General features: G+C 40.8%; 18 protein-coding genes and 1 pseudogene. 8 read left to right on the top strand and 11 right to left on the bottom strand.

Annotation, left to right across the window (positions count from 1 at the left end; genetic code table 11):
- Nucleotides 1-3: 3 nt before the first annotated feature.
- Both EXM22_RS01835 and EXM22_RS01830 read left to right on the top strand, forming a co-directional pair.
- Nucleotides 4-294 carry a hypothetical protein gene (locus EXM22_RS01835; RefSeq protein WP_149484873.1) on the top strand — a complete coding sequence of 97 codons (291 nt, stop codon included), beginning with the start codon at nucleotides 4-6 and terminating at the stop codon, nucleotides 292-294.
- Nucleotides 294-2,009, top strand: coding sequence for a DNA primase family protein (locus EXM22_RS01830; RefSeq protein WP_168203294.1), 1,716 nt, complete (start codon nucleotides 294-296; stop codon nucleotides 2,007-2,009). Before EXM22_RS01835 ends, EXM22_RS01830 begins: the two co-directional genes overlap by 1 nt.
- 253 nt (nucleotides 2,010-2,262) lie before the next feature.
- Here the strand turns inward: EXM22_RS01830 and EXM22_RS18535 are convergent.
- Nucleotides 2,263-2,412 (bottom strand): annotated as a pseudogene (locus tag EXM22_RS18535) (hypothetical protein); the annotation flags it as partial.
- Nucleotides 2,413-3,261: 849 nt separating this feature from the next.
- On the opposite strand from EXM22_RS18535, the gene EXM22_RS01820 reads away from it, so the two are divergent.
- The gene (locus EXM22_RS01820; RefSeq protein WP_149484871.1) at nucleotides 3,262-3,558 is read left to right on the top strand and encodes a hypothetical protein; all 297 of its coding nucleotides are present in this window, start codon (nucleotides 3,262-3,264) and stop codon (nucleotides 3,556-3,558) included.
- Between the two features lie 692 nt (nucleotides 3,559-4,250).
- On the opposite strand, the gene EXM22_RS01815 is transcribed toward EXM22_RS01820, so the two are convergent.
- Both EXM22_RS01815 and EXM22_RS01810 read right to left on the bottom strand, forming a co-directional pair.
- Nucleotides 4,251-4,517, bottom strand: a complete 267-nt coding sequence (locus EXM22_RS01815) for an SHOCT domain-containing protein (protein WP_210411535.1) — start codon at nucleotides 4,515-4,517, stop codon at nucleotides 4,251-4,253.
- The gene (locus EXM22_RS01810; RefSeq protein ID WP_149484870.1) at nucleotides 4,514-6,580 is read right to left on the bottom strand and encodes a copper-translocating P-type ATPase; all 2,067 of its coding nucleotides are present in this window, start codon (nucleotides 6,578-6,580) and stop codon (nucleotides 4,514-4,516) included. The genes EXM22_RS01815 and EXM22_RS01810 overlap by 4 nt, the downstream gene beginning before the upstream one ends.
- A gap of 418 nt (nucleotides 6,581-6,998) precedes the next feature.
- On the opposite strand from EXM22_RS01810, the gene EXM22_RS18450 reads away from it, so the two are divergent.
- The 4 genes from EXM22_RS18450 to EXM22_RS01790 all read left to right on the top strand — a co-directional run bounded on the left by EXM22_RS18450 (nucleotide 6,999) and on the right by EXM22_RS01790 (nucleotide 9,254).
- On the top strand, nucleotides 6,999-7,127 hold the full coding sequence (locus EXM22_RS18450; RefSeq protein ID WP_281289910.1) for an LDCC motif putative metal-binding protein: 129 nt from the start codon (nucleotides 6,999-7,001) through the stop codon (nucleotides 7,125-7,127).
- Between the two features lie 79 nt (nucleotides 7,128-7,206).
- A complete protein-coding gene (locus EXM22_RS01805; protein ID WP_149484869.1) occupies nucleotides 7,207-7,938 on the top strand; it encodes a hypothetical protein in 732 nt (243 codons plus the stop codon).
- Between the two features lie 19 nt (nucleotides 7,939-7,957).
- Nucleotides 7,958-8,212 (top strand): SHOCT domain-containing protein, encoded by a 255-nt coding sequence (locus EXM22_RS01800; RefSeq protein ID WP_149484868.1) that lies wholly within the window; start codon nucleotides 7,958-7,960, stop codon nucleotides 8,210-8,212.
- Between the two features lie 517 nt (nucleotides 8,213-8,729).
- On the top strand, nucleotides 8,730-9,254 hold the full coding sequence (locus tag EXM22_RS01790) for a hypothetical protein (RefSeq protein WP_149484866.1): 525 nt from the start codon (nucleotides 8,730-8,732) through the stop codon (nucleotides 9,252-9,254).
- A gap of 127 nt (nucleotides 9,255-9,381) precedes the next feature.
- On the opposite strand, the gene EXM22_RS01785 is transcribed toward EXM22_RS01790, so the two are convergent.
- The 6 genes from EXM22_RS01785 to EXM22_RS01760 all read right to left on the bottom strand — a co-directional run bounded on the left by EXM22_RS01785 (nucleotide 9,382) and on the right by EXM22_RS01760 (nucleotide 14,044).
- Complete coding sequence (locus EXM22_RS01785; protein ID WP_149484865.1) at nucleotides 9,382-9,672, bottom strand: hypothetical protein; 291 nt, start codon at nucleotides 9,670-9,672, stop codon at nucleotides 9,382-9,384.
- Between the two features lie 239 nt (nucleotides 9,673-9,911).
- On the bottom strand, nucleotides 9,912-10,349 hold the full coding sequence (locus EXM22_RS01780; RefSeq protein ID WP_149484864.1) for an acetyltransferase: 438 nt from the start codon (nucleotides 10,347-10,349) through the stop codon (nucleotides 9,912-9,914).
- Between the two features lie 542 nt (nucleotides 10,350-10,891).
- Nucleotides 10,892-12,058, bottom strand: a complete 1,167-nt coding sequence (locus tag EXM22_RS01775; RefSeq protein WP_149484863.1) for a hypothetical protein — start codon at nucleotides 12,056-12,058, stop codon at nucleotides 10,892-10,894.
- 101 nt (nucleotides 12,059-12,159) lie between these two features.
- Entirely contained in the window at nucleotides 12,160-12,432 is a 273-nt protein-coding gene (locus EXM22_RS01770; RefSeq protein WP_149484862.1) for a type II toxin-antitoxin system RelE/ParE family toxin, read from the bottom strand.
- Nucleotides 12,425-12,730 (bottom strand): type II toxin-antitoxin system Phd/YefM family antitoxin, encoded by a 306-nt coding sequence (locus EXM22_RS01765; RefSeq protein ID WP_246157059.1) that lies wholly within the window; start codon nucleotides 12,728-12,730, stop codon nucleotides 12,425-12,427. Before EXM22_RS01765 ends, EXM22_RS01770 begins: the two co-directional genes overlap by 8 nt.
- 318 nt (nucleotides 12,731-13,048) lie before the next feature.
- Nucleotides 13,049-14,044 (bottom strand): hypothetical protein, encoded by a 996-nt coding sequence (locus EXM22_RS01760; RefSeq protein ID WP_149484861.1) that lies wholly within the window; start codon nucleotides 14,042-14,044, stop codon nucleotides 13,049-13,051.
- Nucleotides 14,045-14,366: 322 nt separating this feature from the next.
- Here EXM22_RS01760 and EXM22_RS01755 point away from each other — a divergent pair, with 322 nt between their 5' ends.
- Nucleotides 14,367-15,602, top strand: a complete 1,236-nt coding sequence (locus tag EXM22_RS01755; RefSeq protein WP_149484860.1) for an MFS transporter — start codon at nucleotides 14,367-14,369, stop codon at nucleotides 15,600-15,602.
- A gap of 5 nt (nucleotides 15,603-15,607) precedes the next feature.
- Here the strand turns inward: EXM22_RS01755 and EXM22_RS01750 are convergent, their stop codons facing one another.
- Both EXM22_RS01750 and uxaC read right to left on the bottom strand, forming a co-directional pair.
- Entirely contained in the window at nucleotides 15,608-16,435 is an 828-nt protein-coding gene (locus EXM22_RS01750) for a M48 family metalloprotease (RefSeq protein WP_149484859.1), read from the bottom strand.
- A gap of 168 nt (nucleotides 16,436-16,603) precedes the next feature.
- Nucleotides 16,604-18,001, bottom strand: coding sequence for a glucuronate isomerase (uxaC, locus tag EXM22_RS01745; protein ID WP_149484858.1), 1,398 nt, complete (start codon nucleotides 17,999-18,001; stop codon nucleotides 16,604-16,606).
- Nucleotides 18,002-18,056: the final 55 nt, after the last annotated feature.

Genomic DNA, 18,056 nt, shown 5'->3' with positions numbered 1-18,056 from the left:
TATATGAATAGAATCTACGCCGGGCAATCGAGTCTGGTTATCCGCACCCATACAAGCTGTTCCCTGTCGGAAGCAGTAGAGTGCCAAATCCGTTATAGAAAACCCGATGGGACGGACGGCGCTTTTCCCGCTTTAATCGAAGATTCCCTTGAAGGGATTATCAGTTATACCGTGTCTGAAGGGGATATTGATCAGTATGGGCACTGGAGGTTCTGGGCTTGGGTCCGTTTTACAGGAGACAAATGTGCACCCGGGGATGTACAGAAGGTTTTTATCAGACGGGAGGGACGCTGATGGCTGAGAGAATGAAACTGAAAAAACTCATGATCCGACTGAAGCGGTATGAGGAGATGGAATGTAACGCCGTTACGATTGCCCTCAGTGAGGAGAGAACCTTTCCTGAAGATGTGAAGGAAATAATGATTTTGTCCGCCGAGGGACGACTCAATGAGTGTTATGGTCTTTTATCTCTGATGTTCAACTGTTATACCGAACTTTTGGATGAGACAAGAGGCGAAGAAATAGACGACATTCGGTTCTTTGAATTACGCTGGCTCAGTTATGCCAAAGCTTTGAAAACCCGGAAAGAACCAAAGATTCCTGCAAATGGAGCGAACAAACATATTGAGCGGGAGGCTCTAAGAATATTAGCTACTAACCGGATTGAGGGAGGTGAGAATTATTCGGACTTCTTCAATGCCCGTATGATGATTGAGGATTGGGGAGAAGATATCCGTTACTGCGCCCCCTGGAAGATGTGGATGATATGGAATGTCAGGCACTGGAAGGTGGATGATCGGAATGCCATCTTTGAGATGGGAAAGCTCAGCATCGAGGCAATGATGGACAAGGCAGCTGACTGCTGGAATACCGACGAGGCCCTGGCTATGATTGCCCATAGTAGGAGGAGTTCTACCGCTCGGAAAATAGACTCAATGCTGCAGTTAGTCCGCGCCGATCCATCCATTCGTTTGGGCCCCGATGATTTTGACAGAGATATCTACTCGTTCAACTGCCACAATGGGATTATTGACCTCCATACGGGACGCCTGAGAGCTCATAATCGAGAGGAGCTCATTAGCAAAGTATCACCGGTAAACTATGATCCAGAGTCAGCCTGTCCCGTTTGGAAGAAATTTCTGAAAGACATATTCGATGGAAAACGGGAACTGATTAAATTTGTCCAGAAGTTTGTAGGCTGCAGTCTCACAGGGGACATGTCTAGTCAGGCTATGTTTATCCTCTATGGAACCGGAGCGAATGGGAAGAGCACCTTTATTAACGTTATTACTCAAATCATGGGAGACTACGCCATGACCACACCGACAGAGACTTTTATGCAAAAAAAGGGAGAACAGGCCACCAACGATATCGCCCGGCTTAAGGGTGCTCGCTTTGTCTCGGCCACAGAGAGCGATGAGAGAGGTCGTCTGGCCGAGTCGGTGATCAAACGTCTGACAGGAAATGATATAATCAGCGCCCGCTTTCTCTATGGGGAGTATTTTCAATTTATTCCCACCTTCAAGATCGTGATGGCCACCAACCACAAGCCCAGAATCAGCGGCATGGATTTTGCTATTTGGCGCCGAATAAAGCTCATACCATTTGAGGTGACTTTCTCTGAGGAAAAGCAGGATAAGAAACTGCCTGAGAAACTGGAGAAGGAATTGCCTGGTATTCTCACCTGGATGGTAGAAGGCTGCCTGAAATGGCTTAAAGAAGGTTTGGGCAATCCGGAGGCCATCCAGGATGCCACCGAAGAATATCGGAATCAGATGAGTGATATTCAGATGTTCCTGACTGACTGCTGCGTCTTTGAGGAGGAGTCCATGACTCAGTCCAGCGTGCTCTACGCGACCTATATTGCCTGGTGCGAGAAGAATAACGAGAGGGCCAAGAGCAACCGCAACTTCAGCATGATGCTCTCGGACTCAGGCATGGATAAGGTCCGGCTCAGCCCGGGAATATTCTGGATTGGTGTGAGGGTTTTGGAAGAGTTGGATTACTGAGATTACAATTATTTTCGATCTATATCTTTTCTCTAGAAAAATCCGGAGCATATGGATGCTTTTCAAGCACACATTTCCGAATCATATTATATTTTTTAGAAATGATTTGGGAAATTGAAGCTCTAATGATTCCTTGTAATCCCCTTTCAGCATGCTCACCTATGACAGATTCTCGAGCCGCCAGGGAAGCTATAGATCAAAAAAGATATGAAATATCCTCATCCATGGTAAGCATTTCATGGGATCAATCAATTTATCGTATGATATGAGATGCAGGTGTTTCGACTTCAGAGATAGCATTTTCCAGATCATTTTTTGCCAGCCCGTCAATATCGATCGTATAGTAATCCTGAATAAAACCAGCATCCTTTGTGCTTACAGATCTAATTCTTCTTTGGTCTTTTTCAAAACATGTATACGATTATTTACCGCAAACTGATTTAGTAGAAATTTCGGAATATAATGCGGCCTCTTTTATGTCCTGTGATAATACACCCCAACGGTATTTTCTCATAATCACCTTATCATTACATCTTTGAAGGTACACCACAACGATAGGACTTTCCCCTCCAACCCCTATCGCTGTTAGGTTGCTACAGACGGTACATCGGTTGGTGTACAAACAATGGCTATCCAGAGAATTCTACAGAATTCTCTATTAATCTTTTATAATCCTTCTGAATTCATTTAATGTAAGGATGTAGTCAAGAAGGTATAGAATTATAAAGAACTATAAAACGTATGAAACGAGTCTATAAAGAGGATATGAAAGAATTGAAACAGTTGACTCTCCCTTCCCTGCACTAAATTCCCAGGACCATATCAACAAAGGAAAAAAAACACGCCCACACAGGTCTATTTAAAAATCTAAAAAATTGAACGCCCTCCGGCTGGAGAGGCCGGCGAAGCCGGTATCGGAAGCCGGTTACCGGGCTTGTCCCTTTCTGTTAGAGTCTGTTTTATCCCTCACCCTGCGGCAAGGAAGGAGGCGGGAGCGAAGCTCTGGCCTTCTGACGCTGTATGCGTTTGCCCTAGATGTTCTGCCTTTGGTCTTTCAGCCGGGCGGACCCGGACACTTCCCCCAACGGGGGACGGGAGGGGGGCATCAATAAATGAACCCTACCTTGCAGCGCTGCCGTCCGGGGGAGCCCGAGCTGAAAGCAGACCTACGAATGAGGCTGCTCCTCTTTGCTCTTCACCTATAGCCGGGAAAATAAAACTGATTATTACCAGACCGGCCTTATGAGTGGGGATGTCACACGTGAAGTCCAGAGGGAGTACCGGGCAAACAGGGATGTTTGCACTGAGGGCTCCTCGAGTCCCGATCGGGAAAAAGCCCGCAAAGGAAAGCCGGAACGGCGGTTTGCGGGGGGTTGGCGTGAAAACCGATGGTGATGCGGGAGCAGACGTCTGGAACCGGAGCGGCGTATGCCGTGACAGAAGGACGGCTGCGGAGCAGCACCATAGAGAACCAGCCCTGGAGCTCCGGCTTGAAAAGCGGGAGTGGAAGGTACGGAGAAACAATACTCATTTCTTGAACAATCAGTAAGTGGGGAAAAAATTCAGCGGAGCAGTGGCGGTCCGTTGAGGTGGGGACTTTTTATTCCTGGATGACTTAAGCCTCTGCGGCGCGGCTGGCTGAATCATTTCCCTCACCAGCTCCCCTCACCTCTTTGCCAATTCAATTCTCACGGGCTTATCAATCCATAAGGGATATATTCCCTGGAAGCCGGGGCCGGCAGAAGATGGCAAAGCCTTCTGATGACGGATCTGGGTGGAAGGGTTCACCTGGTATGAGGTTTTCAGTTTGGGTAATTATTAAAAATCCAACATTCCGGAAGTAGACTCCTCTATAAATAATCTGTAGATCACTGCTGGAGGCGCCAGGAGTTTTCATTCACCCTAAATTGGTAACTGTATTCGGTTCAAACGCCCGGAGGCTCTCTGGGGGCTCTGCGTGAAGCGAGCAAACGTCTAAAGCTACAGGGTGTTATGGGTGACCATAGACCTTCCCCTTTTTAAAACAAAAATTCACATACCTCAGAGAAAGAAGTTTATATGAGCAGAAAAGCTAATATAGACAGAATAGGACTTTATCGGTAGAGGATTCCTCCGCTTCTGTTAAGTAGTTCTTAATGGTCAGAATATGAAGTCTTTTGATTTTAGCTATTTTAGTGGCTACGACAATGCTTAAAATATACGCATATCCTTCCTTAGAAGAATTACTTCCTGATTATCTTCTTATTCTATTTTGTTTGTTTCGTCCGCAATAACAGACTTTATTTCCAGGTACTCTTCTTTGGTAATTTCTCCCTTTGCGTATCGTGTTTTCAGCTCTTCCAGAGCACTCGGCTCTTCTCCAAATAATCCGTTTTTTTCGGATTTTCTCATAATCCATCTGACAAAAAAGACGCCTCCGACAATGAATACTGCTATAAACAGAAGGGAAGCTATTCCCCCTCCTGTTCCCCAGCCCATACCTCTGCCATAACCAAAGCCACTCATCATTTCCCTGCCTCCTTTAATTCCTCTTTCTTAACCCTTAGAAGACGTGCATTCACTGCCACAATGACCGTAGAAGCCGACATCAGGATGGCTCCGACTTCCGGACGCATGACAATACCAACATTATATAAAACACCCGCCGCCAGGGGGATGGCAATGACGTTATATCCAGTGGCCCAAATCAGATTCTGAACCATCTTATTATAGGTGGCCTTGCCGAAGAGTATGAGCGCCGTGATATCCAGAGGGTTGGAATTCACCAGGATTATATCCGCCGATGCCGCTGCTATATCCGTTCCCGATCCCACTGCTATACCGACCTGTGCCTGAGCAAGTGCGGGAGAATCGTTTACTCCATCTCCTGCCATGGCCACATATTCCCCTTGTGCCTGCAGCTCTTTTACCTTTGCCTGTTTCTCATCAGGCAGTACTTCTGCAAAAAAACCGTCCATCCCCAATTCATCGGCTACGGCCTTGGCTGTTTCCTTATTATCGCCGGTGAGCATCCAGCATTTTATATTCAGCTTCTGCAGAGCCTTTATTGCCTGATAGGATTCAGGCCGGATAGTGTCCGACAAGGCCAGAGAACCGGCGACCTTTCCCTGAACAAGAATGAAGATCCGTGTGACGCCGCCTTTAGCCTCCGCCCCTTCGGGAATCTCTAAATTCTGCTCCTGAAGATATCCGGGACTCACTATCTGTATCTTCTTACCTGACACAGTACCGCTGACTCCCTTCCCCTTGACTGCCTGAAAATTATCAACAGCAGGCAGGTCAATTTCATCCTTCTTTGCACGCAGAACAATACTCTTTCCAATGGGATGCTCTGAAAGGGCTTCCACACTACCTGCAAAGGTAAGAAGTTCCTTATCCCCATATTTTTTGTCGTGTATATCCACACTGGTGACTTCGAATGTCCCCGTAGTCAAGGTTCCTGTCTTATCAAAGATGACCGTGGAGATCTTTCTGGCATTTTCAAAGGCCGTACGGTTCTGAATGAGCAGACCGTTTTCGGCTGACTTCGCTGTAGAAACTGCGACCACCAGGGGAATCGCCAGTCCCAGGGCATGGGGACAGGTAATGATCATAACCGTTGCCATCCTTGCTATGGCGAACTGTAGGTCCTGCCCCACCAGAAGCCAGGTTATAAGAGTCGCGATACCTACGGAGAGAGAGACAATGGTCAGCCAGAATGCAGCACGATCAGATAAGGCTTGAGTCTTGGATTTTGAAGCCTGGGCTTCTCCTACCATCTTAATCACCTTATTCAGGTAGGACTCATCACCCGCCCCCTCAACTCGGAGCTCCAGAGAGCCATCGCCGTTCAGAGAACCACCTATAAGCCTGTCATCTTTTCCCTTTCTGACCGGTTTTGATTCTCCGGTGAGCATGGATTCGTTAATATAGCTTTCACCCTTTAGCACGACACCGTCGGAGGGAATCTTCTCCCCCGGCTTAATGACTAGCACATCCCCTTTCTTTACCTCAGAAAGAGGTATATCCTCTACTTCATCATCCTTCTTTCGGTGGGCTTCACTGGGCATTAACTTGGCCAGTTTTTCCAGAGCCGATGAGGCACCGAGTATGGATGCCATTTCAATCCAGTGCCCTGCGAGCATAATGGCAATCAGAGTGGCCAGCTCCCAGTAAAAAGGGGTTCCGTCTAAACCGAAGGTAACGGCAGCGCTATAAACGTAGGCAACCGTTATGGCCAGACCGATAAGGGTCATCATTCCCGGACTCTTGTCCTTCAGTTCTTTAACGAGCCCTGAAAGAAACGGCCAACCTCCGTATAAAAAGATAATCGACGCCAGAGCAAAAACCACATATCCAGAGCCGGGAAATCCAAAGGAAAATCCCAGAATTTTCTGGATAAGGGGTGACAGGGCCAGGACAGGCAAGGTTAATACCAGTGTTATATAGAATCGTTTTTTAAAATCCTGTATCATCATGCGGTGATGGGCATTGTGGTCATGATGACCAGAATGTCCCTGATGTTGATGACCGGAATGCTGGTCATGTTTTTGATGATTCATATGTTCATGGTTCATATCATTATTTTTCAAAATCTAATCCTCCGACTTTTCAGTCTATATTTATTTGGAAATCTACTTCTGATAAAGCACATCAATGACCCGTTATAAACGGCCTCAAATTTCATCCGCTATGGGCCTTAGGGTAGCCTTGGTTCTATTTTGTCCTCTAACTCCAGGGGCTTATACACATATATAAAAGCTAATATATGTTACGAAAAGTATCAAATTTTCAGCGGAGACAACTACTGTCTTTAGCATCAAATAGGGCTCATTCCAAATATATAATAGTATATTACAAAGAATTAAGGTTTCATCTATTGACGGATGAGTAGGAGTGGCCTATCATTTTTTATATAGGGTAGGGGGGTATAGTATATAACGAGTAAAGAATGCAATTCGAGAAGCAGTTTATACACCATTATGATTTTTTCTCTCAAGGAGGGCAAATATGAAATTTTTCAAGGTGAACTTAAAGAAAAGATGGATGAATTATCTTAACAAATTGGCTAAGGCCAATCAGGATTTATATGGCTCCCAAAGACTGGATTGCTGCGATCTTGATAAAAAAAAGAAGTAACATCTTCTATTTATCTTAGGAACATATTCTATTCATACTTTATTAGTAATATATATTTATATCAGTTAAGGAGGTTCTTATGAACCAAAGTAGAGTCACAAAATTATCAGTATTCATTTTCTTTTTATTGGCTATAACAAGTCTTTTATCTGCCAATGGCAATAAAGATGACAAGTATAACTACAATCGATCGAGAGGTTTTGGCCGAATGGGCGGCGGTGGTTATGGGCATATGGGACAAGGTCAGTATGGAAATGGACATAGTATGATGGGGTATGGGTTTTATAACAACTCCTTTTCAAATACCGGGGAAAGAATGACCCATGATGAGATTGAGGAAAATCTGAAACAATACATCAATGATGCTTTTGGAAAGGATTTCCATATTGAAGAAATCATGGAATTCCAGAGGAACTATTATGCTCAAGTCGTTAAAGAGGGTGAGGATCATTTAGCCGTAGAGCTCCTTATAGATCCTTTTACCGGCCAGGTTTTTCCTGAACCAGGTCCTAATATGATGTGGAATCAGAGTTATGGTCATATGGGGCGAAGATTCTGGAATAATGGAAAAGTGAAAATATCAGCAGAAGAGTCTGTCACAATAGCTCAAGACTATCTTGATTATAAAAAGTCAGGTTTTACAGCAGATGACCATGTTTCAACATTTGATGGTTATTATACTCTTCACACTTTGAAAGAGGGGCAAATCGTTGGAATGTTAAGTGTCAATGGAGTATCAGGTGATGTTTGGTATCATGATTGGCATGGTGGGTTCCTGGGTATGGATGAGTCTGTATCCCATGATAATTAAGATGAATAGGAGATAATTTATGTTTGGTAATTTTGGGCAATTTTGTAATGGTTTTTCTTCGTTTGGCAAATTTCATAGTGGAGGGTTTATTATGATGGGAATTGGTTTAGTAGTAATACTGGTTGTTGCGTATTTTATTTTCAAGAAAGATTCTTTTTTGAAATCAGATAGTTCAGAATCCCCTCTAGAATTGCTTCAGAAACGATATGTGAATGGAGAAATCAATGAGGTTGAGTATTTGAGCAAGAAAGAAGTTCTTGGGAAGAAGAAATAGTTGAACATGAAACGACTGGGGGAATACCTTATTTGGTATTCCTTATTTTCATTTGTAATCTTTGCAACCTGGGAGTGGGTACAAACACCTTTTTTTGTTGATATCACAAATGATTTGAATACAATAGTCTGGTACAGAATTCACTGCACGATTGGTGATATAATGATTCTCTTCTTTTCAATGATGGGTACAATTTTAATATATCGAAAAATATCATGGATTTATAAACCGGAAAAGAAGCATTACATTACAGTGTTGTTTCTAGGATCTTGTTATACCCTCATAAGCGAATACAGGAATGTTCATAAGCTTCAGAGCTGGGATTATTCAGCCTTAATGCCTGAAATCTTTGGTATAGGACTAGTCCCTATATTTCAATGGATATTACTCCCTCCCTTAATTTTATATATTATCAGCAGGTTCATTCACACTGAAGGGTGATCTCATAATTCATATTCTTATGTTCTTTATCGATCATCTGGCATTTTAATTTTAATTCTTTATTAGAGGGAAAATCATGAACAAAACATTCATTAGAACTTGTGTTTACATACTATCAGGGATTATTTTAGGTTATTTTATTCTGCATCCCGTCTCATATCTCATTATTGATTTTTCAAAAGGAGAATCCTTTGGTTTTCTCGAGATTTTAAAGAAGTCATTTGCATTCACACATTTGACAATGGCATTCTATTTTATGTTATTAGGCGGAATTATCGGTTTGCTTTTTGTGCTCTACTACAATTTGGAAAACAAAGTGTACACAGAATTCACCGATTTAAATATACAGATGGATGATAGAAGTAAAAATATTCTAAATATAATTGATAAAGATTCTGAAAATTTAACAATATTTATTAAACAGATTTGGCCAACACTTAATAGTATTCATACAGGTATCAGCTTGGTAATCAGTGATAACGATGAAATGACCAAGACTCGAAAGAGGGATATTCTCTCGATAACAAAGGAAAACATTTCAAGTGTCTTTAATCTTATTGATATTATGACAGCATATGAAGATAACGAAAGAAATAAATAATATTATAATTATATATTGGTGAAACGTAATCAGACTAAAAAATCTGTAGCTTCTTAGTTTGAATTTCATATTAAGTCGACAGAAGGCCGGTTATCGGCAGTTGTTTAACGCTACCGTGTTTTTTAATTTATTCCTGCCATGCATATTCTCCGTTCCGATCTACAAATGCAGTAGCAATCCAACCTGCTCTATGATCATCACCATCATGTTTCTTGAAACTCTTATATGCAGCGCTAATGCAGCTAAATATACCTATGGTACCTACAGTATATTTCTCTCCATCATCTGTTAGATATCCAAGGTCATTAAGGATCTCGGCCAGCTCGGAACCTTTCATCTCTTTGTGACCTTTTTCATCACCATATCTTAAACCCTTGGCAATGCCATAGATTACTTTATGTTTATCACTGATACTCATATTTCTCTCCTTTTAATTTAGATTAGTCAGCAGAAGTACAATTATCAGTAGAATATCATAAATAGACGTATGTAGGCAGAACGCCACATTATCGGCAGCGGTATCCCGCTACCGTGTTAAGTATGTTTACTATTTCTTCAAATGTAAATATAAGTTTCCCTATAAGAGTTAAAAAAGGGTAGCTTAATAGACAGAACGCTAGTTATCAGTGGTATTTCCTATTGTGATTATTATCATTTTCAGCGTCCAAGTTCCATATGGAGCAGTGGATAAGGTTTGCCTTGACCATCAAGATCTGATCGTCCGATTACTTTGAATCCGAAATGTTTATAGAAGCCTACAGCCTGATAATTCTGTTCGTTCACATCAACTTTAAAAGCTCCTTGATTATGAACTGCATAATCAGCCAGTGCCCGACCGATACCCTGCCCTCTATATTTTGGGGTAATAAAAAGCATCTCTATATTACCTTCTTGTACACCGCAAAATCCCTTGATGATCCCAGCATCATCTTTAGCACAGCGTAAATCTACAGCATCGAAGTAATGCTCAAGTATGAGAGGTTTTAATTCTTCAATATACCCTTCTTCAAGAAAATCATGGGTGTTTCTCACAGACTTTTCCCAGATACAAATAAGTGTCAGGTAGTCAGTCTTATTAACAACTTCAATCTTCATATTTAATAATCCTTAATAAACAATTCTATTTAGATAAATTATCATGATTGTATCTGATTTGTAGACTGAAATTTGTGCATTAGGTGCAATCCAAATTTATTCTTAATTAGGGTATTATCTACATATCCATAAGTAAGTAGATAGAAGGGTGGTTATCTGTAGTAAATAAACCACAATACGATTATGCACAAGATTGAATATTGATAAGATAATTTCTCTATATATACTTGTATGCAGTTGTGTCAGCAAAAGTCAATCAAAATAGATAGAAATCAAAAGAAATACTGGAATCTTGAAGAATTAAATATTGATTAATTCTTTACATAATAGCAATATAAAGAAATCGGAGAAATACAGGGATGCGTAACTATATAACATCCAATTAACTTGCGTTGCGGCCTGGCTTGCCAGGCATTGGCGATTTTCTTGCTTTCAGTTTATCCCCTATCCTTCTAAATGGAAAAAATTATTTTAATCAGGTTCAGATATCAGCAAGAAACTTGACAATAGCAATGACAAGTTCAATTGTTTGTTATACATTTTTACTCACATATAATTTCATTGATATCATTTTCATCAAGCAGCAAATAATCCATTTTAGTATGCCTTTCTATTTGCTTTAATAATTCTTTAGTTCTTTTATCAACTACCACATTGAAATAGTTTGAATATGAACAGAAAAGAAAATCAGTAAAACTACTTAATTCTAGCTTTCTTGGTTTATCTGAGTTTAGTACTTGTTGATACTTATCTTTGATTTTTAGATAAGTATCTATGCTATAAGTATTTTTGTAATATTCATTTGTCAAAGGACTACTTGAGTACTTCCCAATAATATCTTTATATTCTTTTTTAATTATATAATCTTTATATTTTTTGTTTAAATCAATTTTATTATTTCCCGTCATTATTTTGATGTAATCAATTATGTTGATTTTTCCATTATAATGTATTTTGTTAGCCTTTATTATTTCTGAAAAATCATTATTGAAATTTTCTATATAATTATTTGCAACTTTTTTATTATTAAGATAAACCTTATTCCCCTTATGGACTTTTTCTAGATTGAATTCTTGATCAAAGTCTAAATTCGTATTTTTTATATCTTTAAGTTTTTTATTATATAATGGATTTGTCGCATAACTATTCAACGCTGATGCAAACTTTGTTTTCATTCTTAAATCAATAACTCTTTGTTTAAGTAGTGATTTTTCTTTTTTAGAAAGTATAGGGAACTTTTTAAATTCAACATTTTCAAATACATAAGTTTTTATGTCAACAAAATTATGTAAACCTTTTGATATTGCTTCAACTTCTTTTGAAAAAAGATCATCAATCCCACTGAATAGGATTTCTGTTCCGCTACAAATAGAAGCAAATATTTCCACTTGATACAATTTTTCTAACCGTATCTCAAAATCTGGATGGATATGGTTTTCTGTAGTAAATATTTCCATTAAGTTTTCAATTGTTATATAAGGAATAATATTTTTTTTAATCAACTTTTTGAAAATATTTTGTATTTCATTATCATTATCTAATATTTTTATCCAATTTGAAGTGTCAAAAAGTACAATTTTCGCGTCATTTATCATTCTCACTCCTTGAATATGTATAACATCCAGTTTACTTGCCTTGGTGGCCTGGGCTGAAAGACCAGGCATTGGCAACAATGTTGCAGAACCTATACTTTGTAAAAAGTATATCATTGTTTTTTTGATATTGTATCAAAAGAGTAAAAACAGCAACATTGATGACAATAACCAATGTCAATGTACAACTGTTTGTTACACAGATTCTTCTTACTCAATCAGTATATTTCGTCATGAGTCCCAATACTTATCGGGATAATTGTATCTTCTTGAATAATGAACTCAATTGTAATTCTGTAGGATATATTTATTGAAATACTGTGTAGATCTGAGAGCTTACCCTTTAATTGATGCAAGCGTAGAGACGGATGTTTTGGATTAATTTCCATCAGTTGAAGGGTTTTCATATATTGGTTTTTTAATTCTGGATGTTTCTTTATAAATTTTACAGCTTTTTTCTCATAGCTGTGAGTAAATATGATTTTAGGCATTAGTTATTCTGTTGATATGTTCTTCAACAGTCCCAACATGATAATTACCTGCTTCAAAATCATTCCTAGCTTCCATTAATGCTGCTTCTAGCTCACATTCTCTTAAGCGATTATATTCATCCATTGATAAGACAACATATTTACTTTTACCACGTACAGTTATAATTGCTTCGCTGCTAGCAGAAATAGCTTGATCAAGAATTGAGACACCCTTAACTTTCAAATCATTGGCGGTTATACTATTTAACATATCAATTACCTCACTAACAATAGTACTATCAACAGCATTGTAAATCAATTGTTTCTATACTCAATCCAGACATATTCCCTATATTTTTCTTCATGCGTCTGGATTTTCTCTTCGAAGCTTAATCTACCATCGGAGATTAAATTTTATCTTCGAAGCATAATCTAAATAATGAAATCTAATAAAAGATTTAGTTTGCGGTAATAAATATACTGAGCAAATGAATTTAACTTTAATTCTGTGTAACATTCTTTTCATTTGCAGGCCGTTAAGCTGGCGCTTTCATTGCATTCTACTTGCTCTACTGCTCCTCGTAGCAATGAATGTGACAGTAGGACTGTCAATTGCAAAAGCTTGTTATAGAGTACTTTATTCCAATAAGTCATACTCATTTAAACTTTTCAATTTTGTAACATTTTTTAAGCCCGAGATGTCTATCCATTCACTAATTCTTTTAAAATCATTTTCATTATAATAAGTGATGGTTACGCTAGAAAGTTTATTATCTTTGAGTTTTTCTGAAAGCCGTTCTAAAATATGACCATCAACTGACCTAACTAAGAAATTATCATAATGAACGTTATGTTCATTCAAGAAATCATCGGTCATGAATTGAGTTTTTCCGAATGCGACTCCATAAATTAGTACATTTCCTAAATCTGAATTATCATTAAAAAAATTAAAATCATATGTATCACATTGAATGCTCGTTAGAGTGTTTATTCTCGATTTTTTTTCTAACCCATTCCCTCCAAATAGATAGGTGTATTCATGATTTGTCTCATTACCAGGTATACTTAATAAAACTGATGAAAACTTACGTAGTGGAGAGATAAATCGTCCGTGTAAGTGTCTAGCTGTAAGGAAATTATCAAAATATGTATCAAAGTTTAAGGTATAAATTTGATTATTATTGACCTTAGTATTTATTTTATCTGCGTATTCTTGAAGAATAGATTCAACATTCTTTCTATTAAAAATATTTGTATCTATTAAACTTGCCCAATGATTGAAAGCCAAATATAAAAATGTTTTTTCATTCGATGTTATTTTACTCGGCTCAATAAATGTATACTTTGAAACCCATTGCTCAAAACCTAATTCCAAAATTTCATCTAATTCATTATAGAGCTTATTCCTTGTTGATAGCCTTGTATTTTTTGCGGATTCACTATGATTATCAAATTTTTTTTCAAAGTCTCTCCAAATTGAACTATGAGTTGGCTTAGTAAGCAAATTTTTTAGAAATATCCCAAAATCAAGATATTGCTTTGAATAACTATTCAAACTTATTTCATTTGAAATACGAGTAAAAAGATTGAGATTTAGTCCATTCCCATATATCAAGGAATCATATTTTTCCATAAATATTGCCTAATTAGTTTCCTTCAATCATATATCTCTATAACATTATTTCTTAGCTGTTCTATGAATTTATTACTAAAAGCCTCATTGCCGAAAGATATTGACTAAATCGACCACTAATTCCTTTAAAATGACAGCTTTCCACCTTAAATACCTAAGTTATACTGAATCGTGATAATTACAGAAATTGTAACATGGATATGAATATGCAGCAGTCAATTTATAAATCCATATTCAGAACTTGTCCTCCATAATTAGTTTCAATTACGTTCATTTATGCACCAGACCTTCTCTCTTTTTTCAAACTCTGTTTTAATAACTCATGATCTCCTTTATAACTCGCCAGGCAGCTAAAGTCATTTCCCCATACAAAGACTTGCCCGGCTCAGTGTATATTCTCTTTCTGGCACAGATAATCAACCGGATGGGCGACTTTGCAAATTTCTTTTTAACCCTTTATCTCACCAGATTTTTGGGATTCAGTGAGAAACAAACGGGTATTGTCCTCTCTTTGGTTGGTATCAGCATGATGGCCGGAGCCCTGCTGGGAGGCAGACTTAGCGACTGGATAGGCCGCAAAAAAATCATGCTTACCCTCCAGGGACTGGCGGCTCTCTCTGTCATGATCTGTGGATTTATCCCCGATAAACCCCTGGTTGCCCTATTGCTTCTGATTTTTACTTTTTTCAATGGAGCAGTGAGACCCATTAACTCGGCCCTATTGGCAGATCTGACAAACCAAAATCAGCGGAACTCCGCGTTTTCTCTCCTCTATTTGGGGATCAATATTGGCGTATCGGCAGGACCCATACTGGCTGGTTTTCTTTTTAACCATTACAGACAGTGGATCTTCTGGGGAGATGCTCTGACAACGATGATTACAATTGTCTTGATTCTGGTCTTTATCAAAGAACCGGTGAAAGGAGAAATGATTTTAGAGGTCAATGAGAATCATGATAGCAGCTCTTCCTTGAAGGCGCTGTTGAAGCGTCCCGTTCTAGCCTGGTATGCCCTGGCAAGCGTTTTTTCATCCTTTATTTATTCTCAGCACGTGTTTACCCTTCCCCTCCAGATTTTGCATCTATTCAAAGAGGATGGTCCCCGTTTCTTTGGCTTCATCATGTCTTTTAATGCCCTGGCGGTTTTGGTCCTCACCCCCCTGCTGAACTATCTGTGTGTACATAAAAAACCCCTGATCCGGATCGCCATGGGACAACTTTTTTACGGCCTGGGGTTTGGACTCTTGATTTTTAAGGTGCCCTATGGCGGTTGGTTTTTCTTCACCACCCTGCTGTGGACCACAGGCGAGGTCTTGGATGCCATAAGTGGAGGTGTTTTCATTGCCAACCACTGCCCTGTGAATCATAGAGGACGTTTTAACAGTCTTTTCTTGATTTCCAAGGGAGGCGGCCGCACTCTGGCTCCACTGGTTTCGGGGTTTGTGCTGGATTCTTTTGGCATAACACAGATGTGGGGGCTCTGCCTGATCCTAGGCCTTGTTTTATTTCTTCTCTTGAGGCTTTTGAATCAACTGGATATGAGGAGGAGGAACTCTTAGCAGGATCAGGGAAGCTGGGCGATGACGGCCTCATGCGCGGCCCTGTAATACTCTCCGTTATAAGCGCCCAGTTCCTCCCAGATTTCGTCCATGGCATCTTCTCGATCGTCGTTATAGGGATGGGTTCTGAAGAAGGCACCCAGGGTGCTTCCTTCCCCTTCCTCATCATAAACATCTTCTACTCTGTTGAAAAATTCCTGCATTGCCCGGAGTTCATACTCCCGGGTAGAACGGACGCTGTTCATATATCTGAGGGCGTACTCATCCGCCTCATATTCGTTCTCTCTGGTGAAGGCCAGATTGCTGGCTCCCACAGTAAGACCCGCAAGGATTTCGCTCAACAATCCCGGTTCTTCCCCTATGAGGAGGGAGAGAAGGACCTGTAGGCCATAGACCTTGGTCATGTTTTCGGTGGAGTGCCTGCGGTCGGAGTGGGCAATTTCATGGGCCATGACTCCCGCCAGTTCGGCTTCAGATTCTGCAAATGATAAAAAGCCGGTATAAAAGTACAGATACCCTCCGGGAGCGGCAAAGGCGTTCAGGACATCCTGATCGATGATGCGCACCTGCCATGGGAAGCTGTCTTCGTAGCGGATCAGATCTGACTGGAGTATGAGGTCCATGATGCCTTCCACATAGGCATAGACTTCAGGATAAGCAGATCTGCTGAGGAGGGGGTACTCGCTAGGATTTGCCAGGATTTCCGCATCCAGCTGCTGGCCGAACTCTATATCATCCTGAATCGAAAAGAAGTTGAGGTTGCCATTGGCATCACAGCCCGTAAGGAGGATCAGTGCGAGGAGAATGAATGGCGGAAGGAAAAACTTTTTCATGAGTGTATACTAACCTGAGTCCTGTATTTTTTGCCAGCAAAAAGAATCATTTTTCGACCGAAGGCTTCAGTGATCGAAGGGGCGCGGAGCGGTCCACACATGTGGACGAGGCCCCCGAAGAGCACGCCCCCGGCTATACCGGGGAGATGCACAGATATCTTGCCAAGATTAGAAACCGAAGTAATCCCTTGCATTCTCATAAGAGATTTCACGGACCATGGCTCCAACCAGGGTGTAATCATGGGGTATGAGTCCTTTTTCCATGTCCTTTCCAAGGATGGAGCATAGAATGCGGCGGAAATACTCATGTCTGGTGTAGGATAGGAAGGAGCGGCTGTCTGTGAGCATTCCCACAAAGCGGCGGAGCAGCCCCAGCTGACTGAGGGCTTCCATCTGTCTTTCCATACCATCCTTCTGGTCTAGGAACCACCAGCCAGATCCCATTTGCAGTTTTCCCGCAACAGACCCATCCTGGAAGTTACCCAGCATGGTAGCGATGACTTCATTGTCTCTGGGATTGAGGTTGTAGAGGATGGTTCTGGGAAGCTGATCCCGGCTGTTTAACATGTTCAGGTAGGCAGACAGAGGTCCTGCGATATTTTTATCATCAATGGAATCGAATCCCGTGTCGGGGCCGATCTTTTCAAACATTTTGCTGTTATTGTTCCTCAGGGCACCAAGGTGAATCTGCTTTGTCCATCCCTTTTCGGCATCCAGACGTCCAAAATGGACCATGAGAGCGGTCTTAAACTGATCGATTTGATCGTCTGTGAGCCCCTCACCTGCCAGGGCCTTGTTGAAGATCAGAGCCACTTCATCTTCCGTGTAGGCCGAGGCATAACAGGTTTCAAGGCCATGATCGGAGAGGCGGCATCCGGCATTATGGAAGAACTGGTGCCTGATTTCAATAGCCTTGATCAGGGAGGCATAGTCTCTGATATCAATGCCCGCAGCTTTGGACAGGGAGAGGATATAGTCTCCCCAGAAGGATTTGTCTATGGCCATGACCTTGTCGGGCCTCCAGGCAGGAAGGACCTTGACCTGAAATCCCTCTTCAGCCAGGGAGCTATGGTACTCCAGGGTATCGATGGGGTCGTCTGTTGTACAGACTGTTTTAACATTGCTGTCTATCATGAGCTGACGGGCGCTGATTCCCCCCTTGTCGATGACCTTCTGGCAGCGGTCCCAAACTTCCTGGGCCGTATCGCCGTTGAGCACAAGGTCATCAATGCCGAAGTAGCGGGCCAGTTCAAGATGACACCAGTGGTACATGGGATTGCGCAGCAGGTAGGGCATGGTCTCCGCAAATTTTTGAAATTTGTCTCTGTCTGAACCGTCCCCTGTGATGTATTTTTCATCCACTCCATTGGTCCGCATGCAGCGCCATTTATAGTGGTCTCCTCCCAGCCAGATCTGGGCAATGTTATCCCATTTTTTATCTTCTGCGATTTCCTGAGGGCTCAGATGGCAGTGGTAGTCTATGATTGGCTGATTTGAGGCATACTCATTATACAGCTTTTTCGCCTCATCATTCTCCAATAAAAAATCATCATTAATAAATTTCATGTTCTATTCTCCTCTTTCATTCCATGTGGATCTGCTAAACTGTTCTATACCATAC

It is taken from the genome of Oceanispirochaeta crateris (genome assembly GCF_008329965.1).
GTDB classification, from domain to species: Bacteria; Spirochaetota; Spirochaetia; order DSM-2461; family DSM-2461; genus Oceanispirochaeta; species Oceanispirochaeta crateris.
The sequence above is the reverse complement of the archived record's forward strand: the minus strand, read 5'-3'. Positions and strand labels throughout refer to the sequence as shown.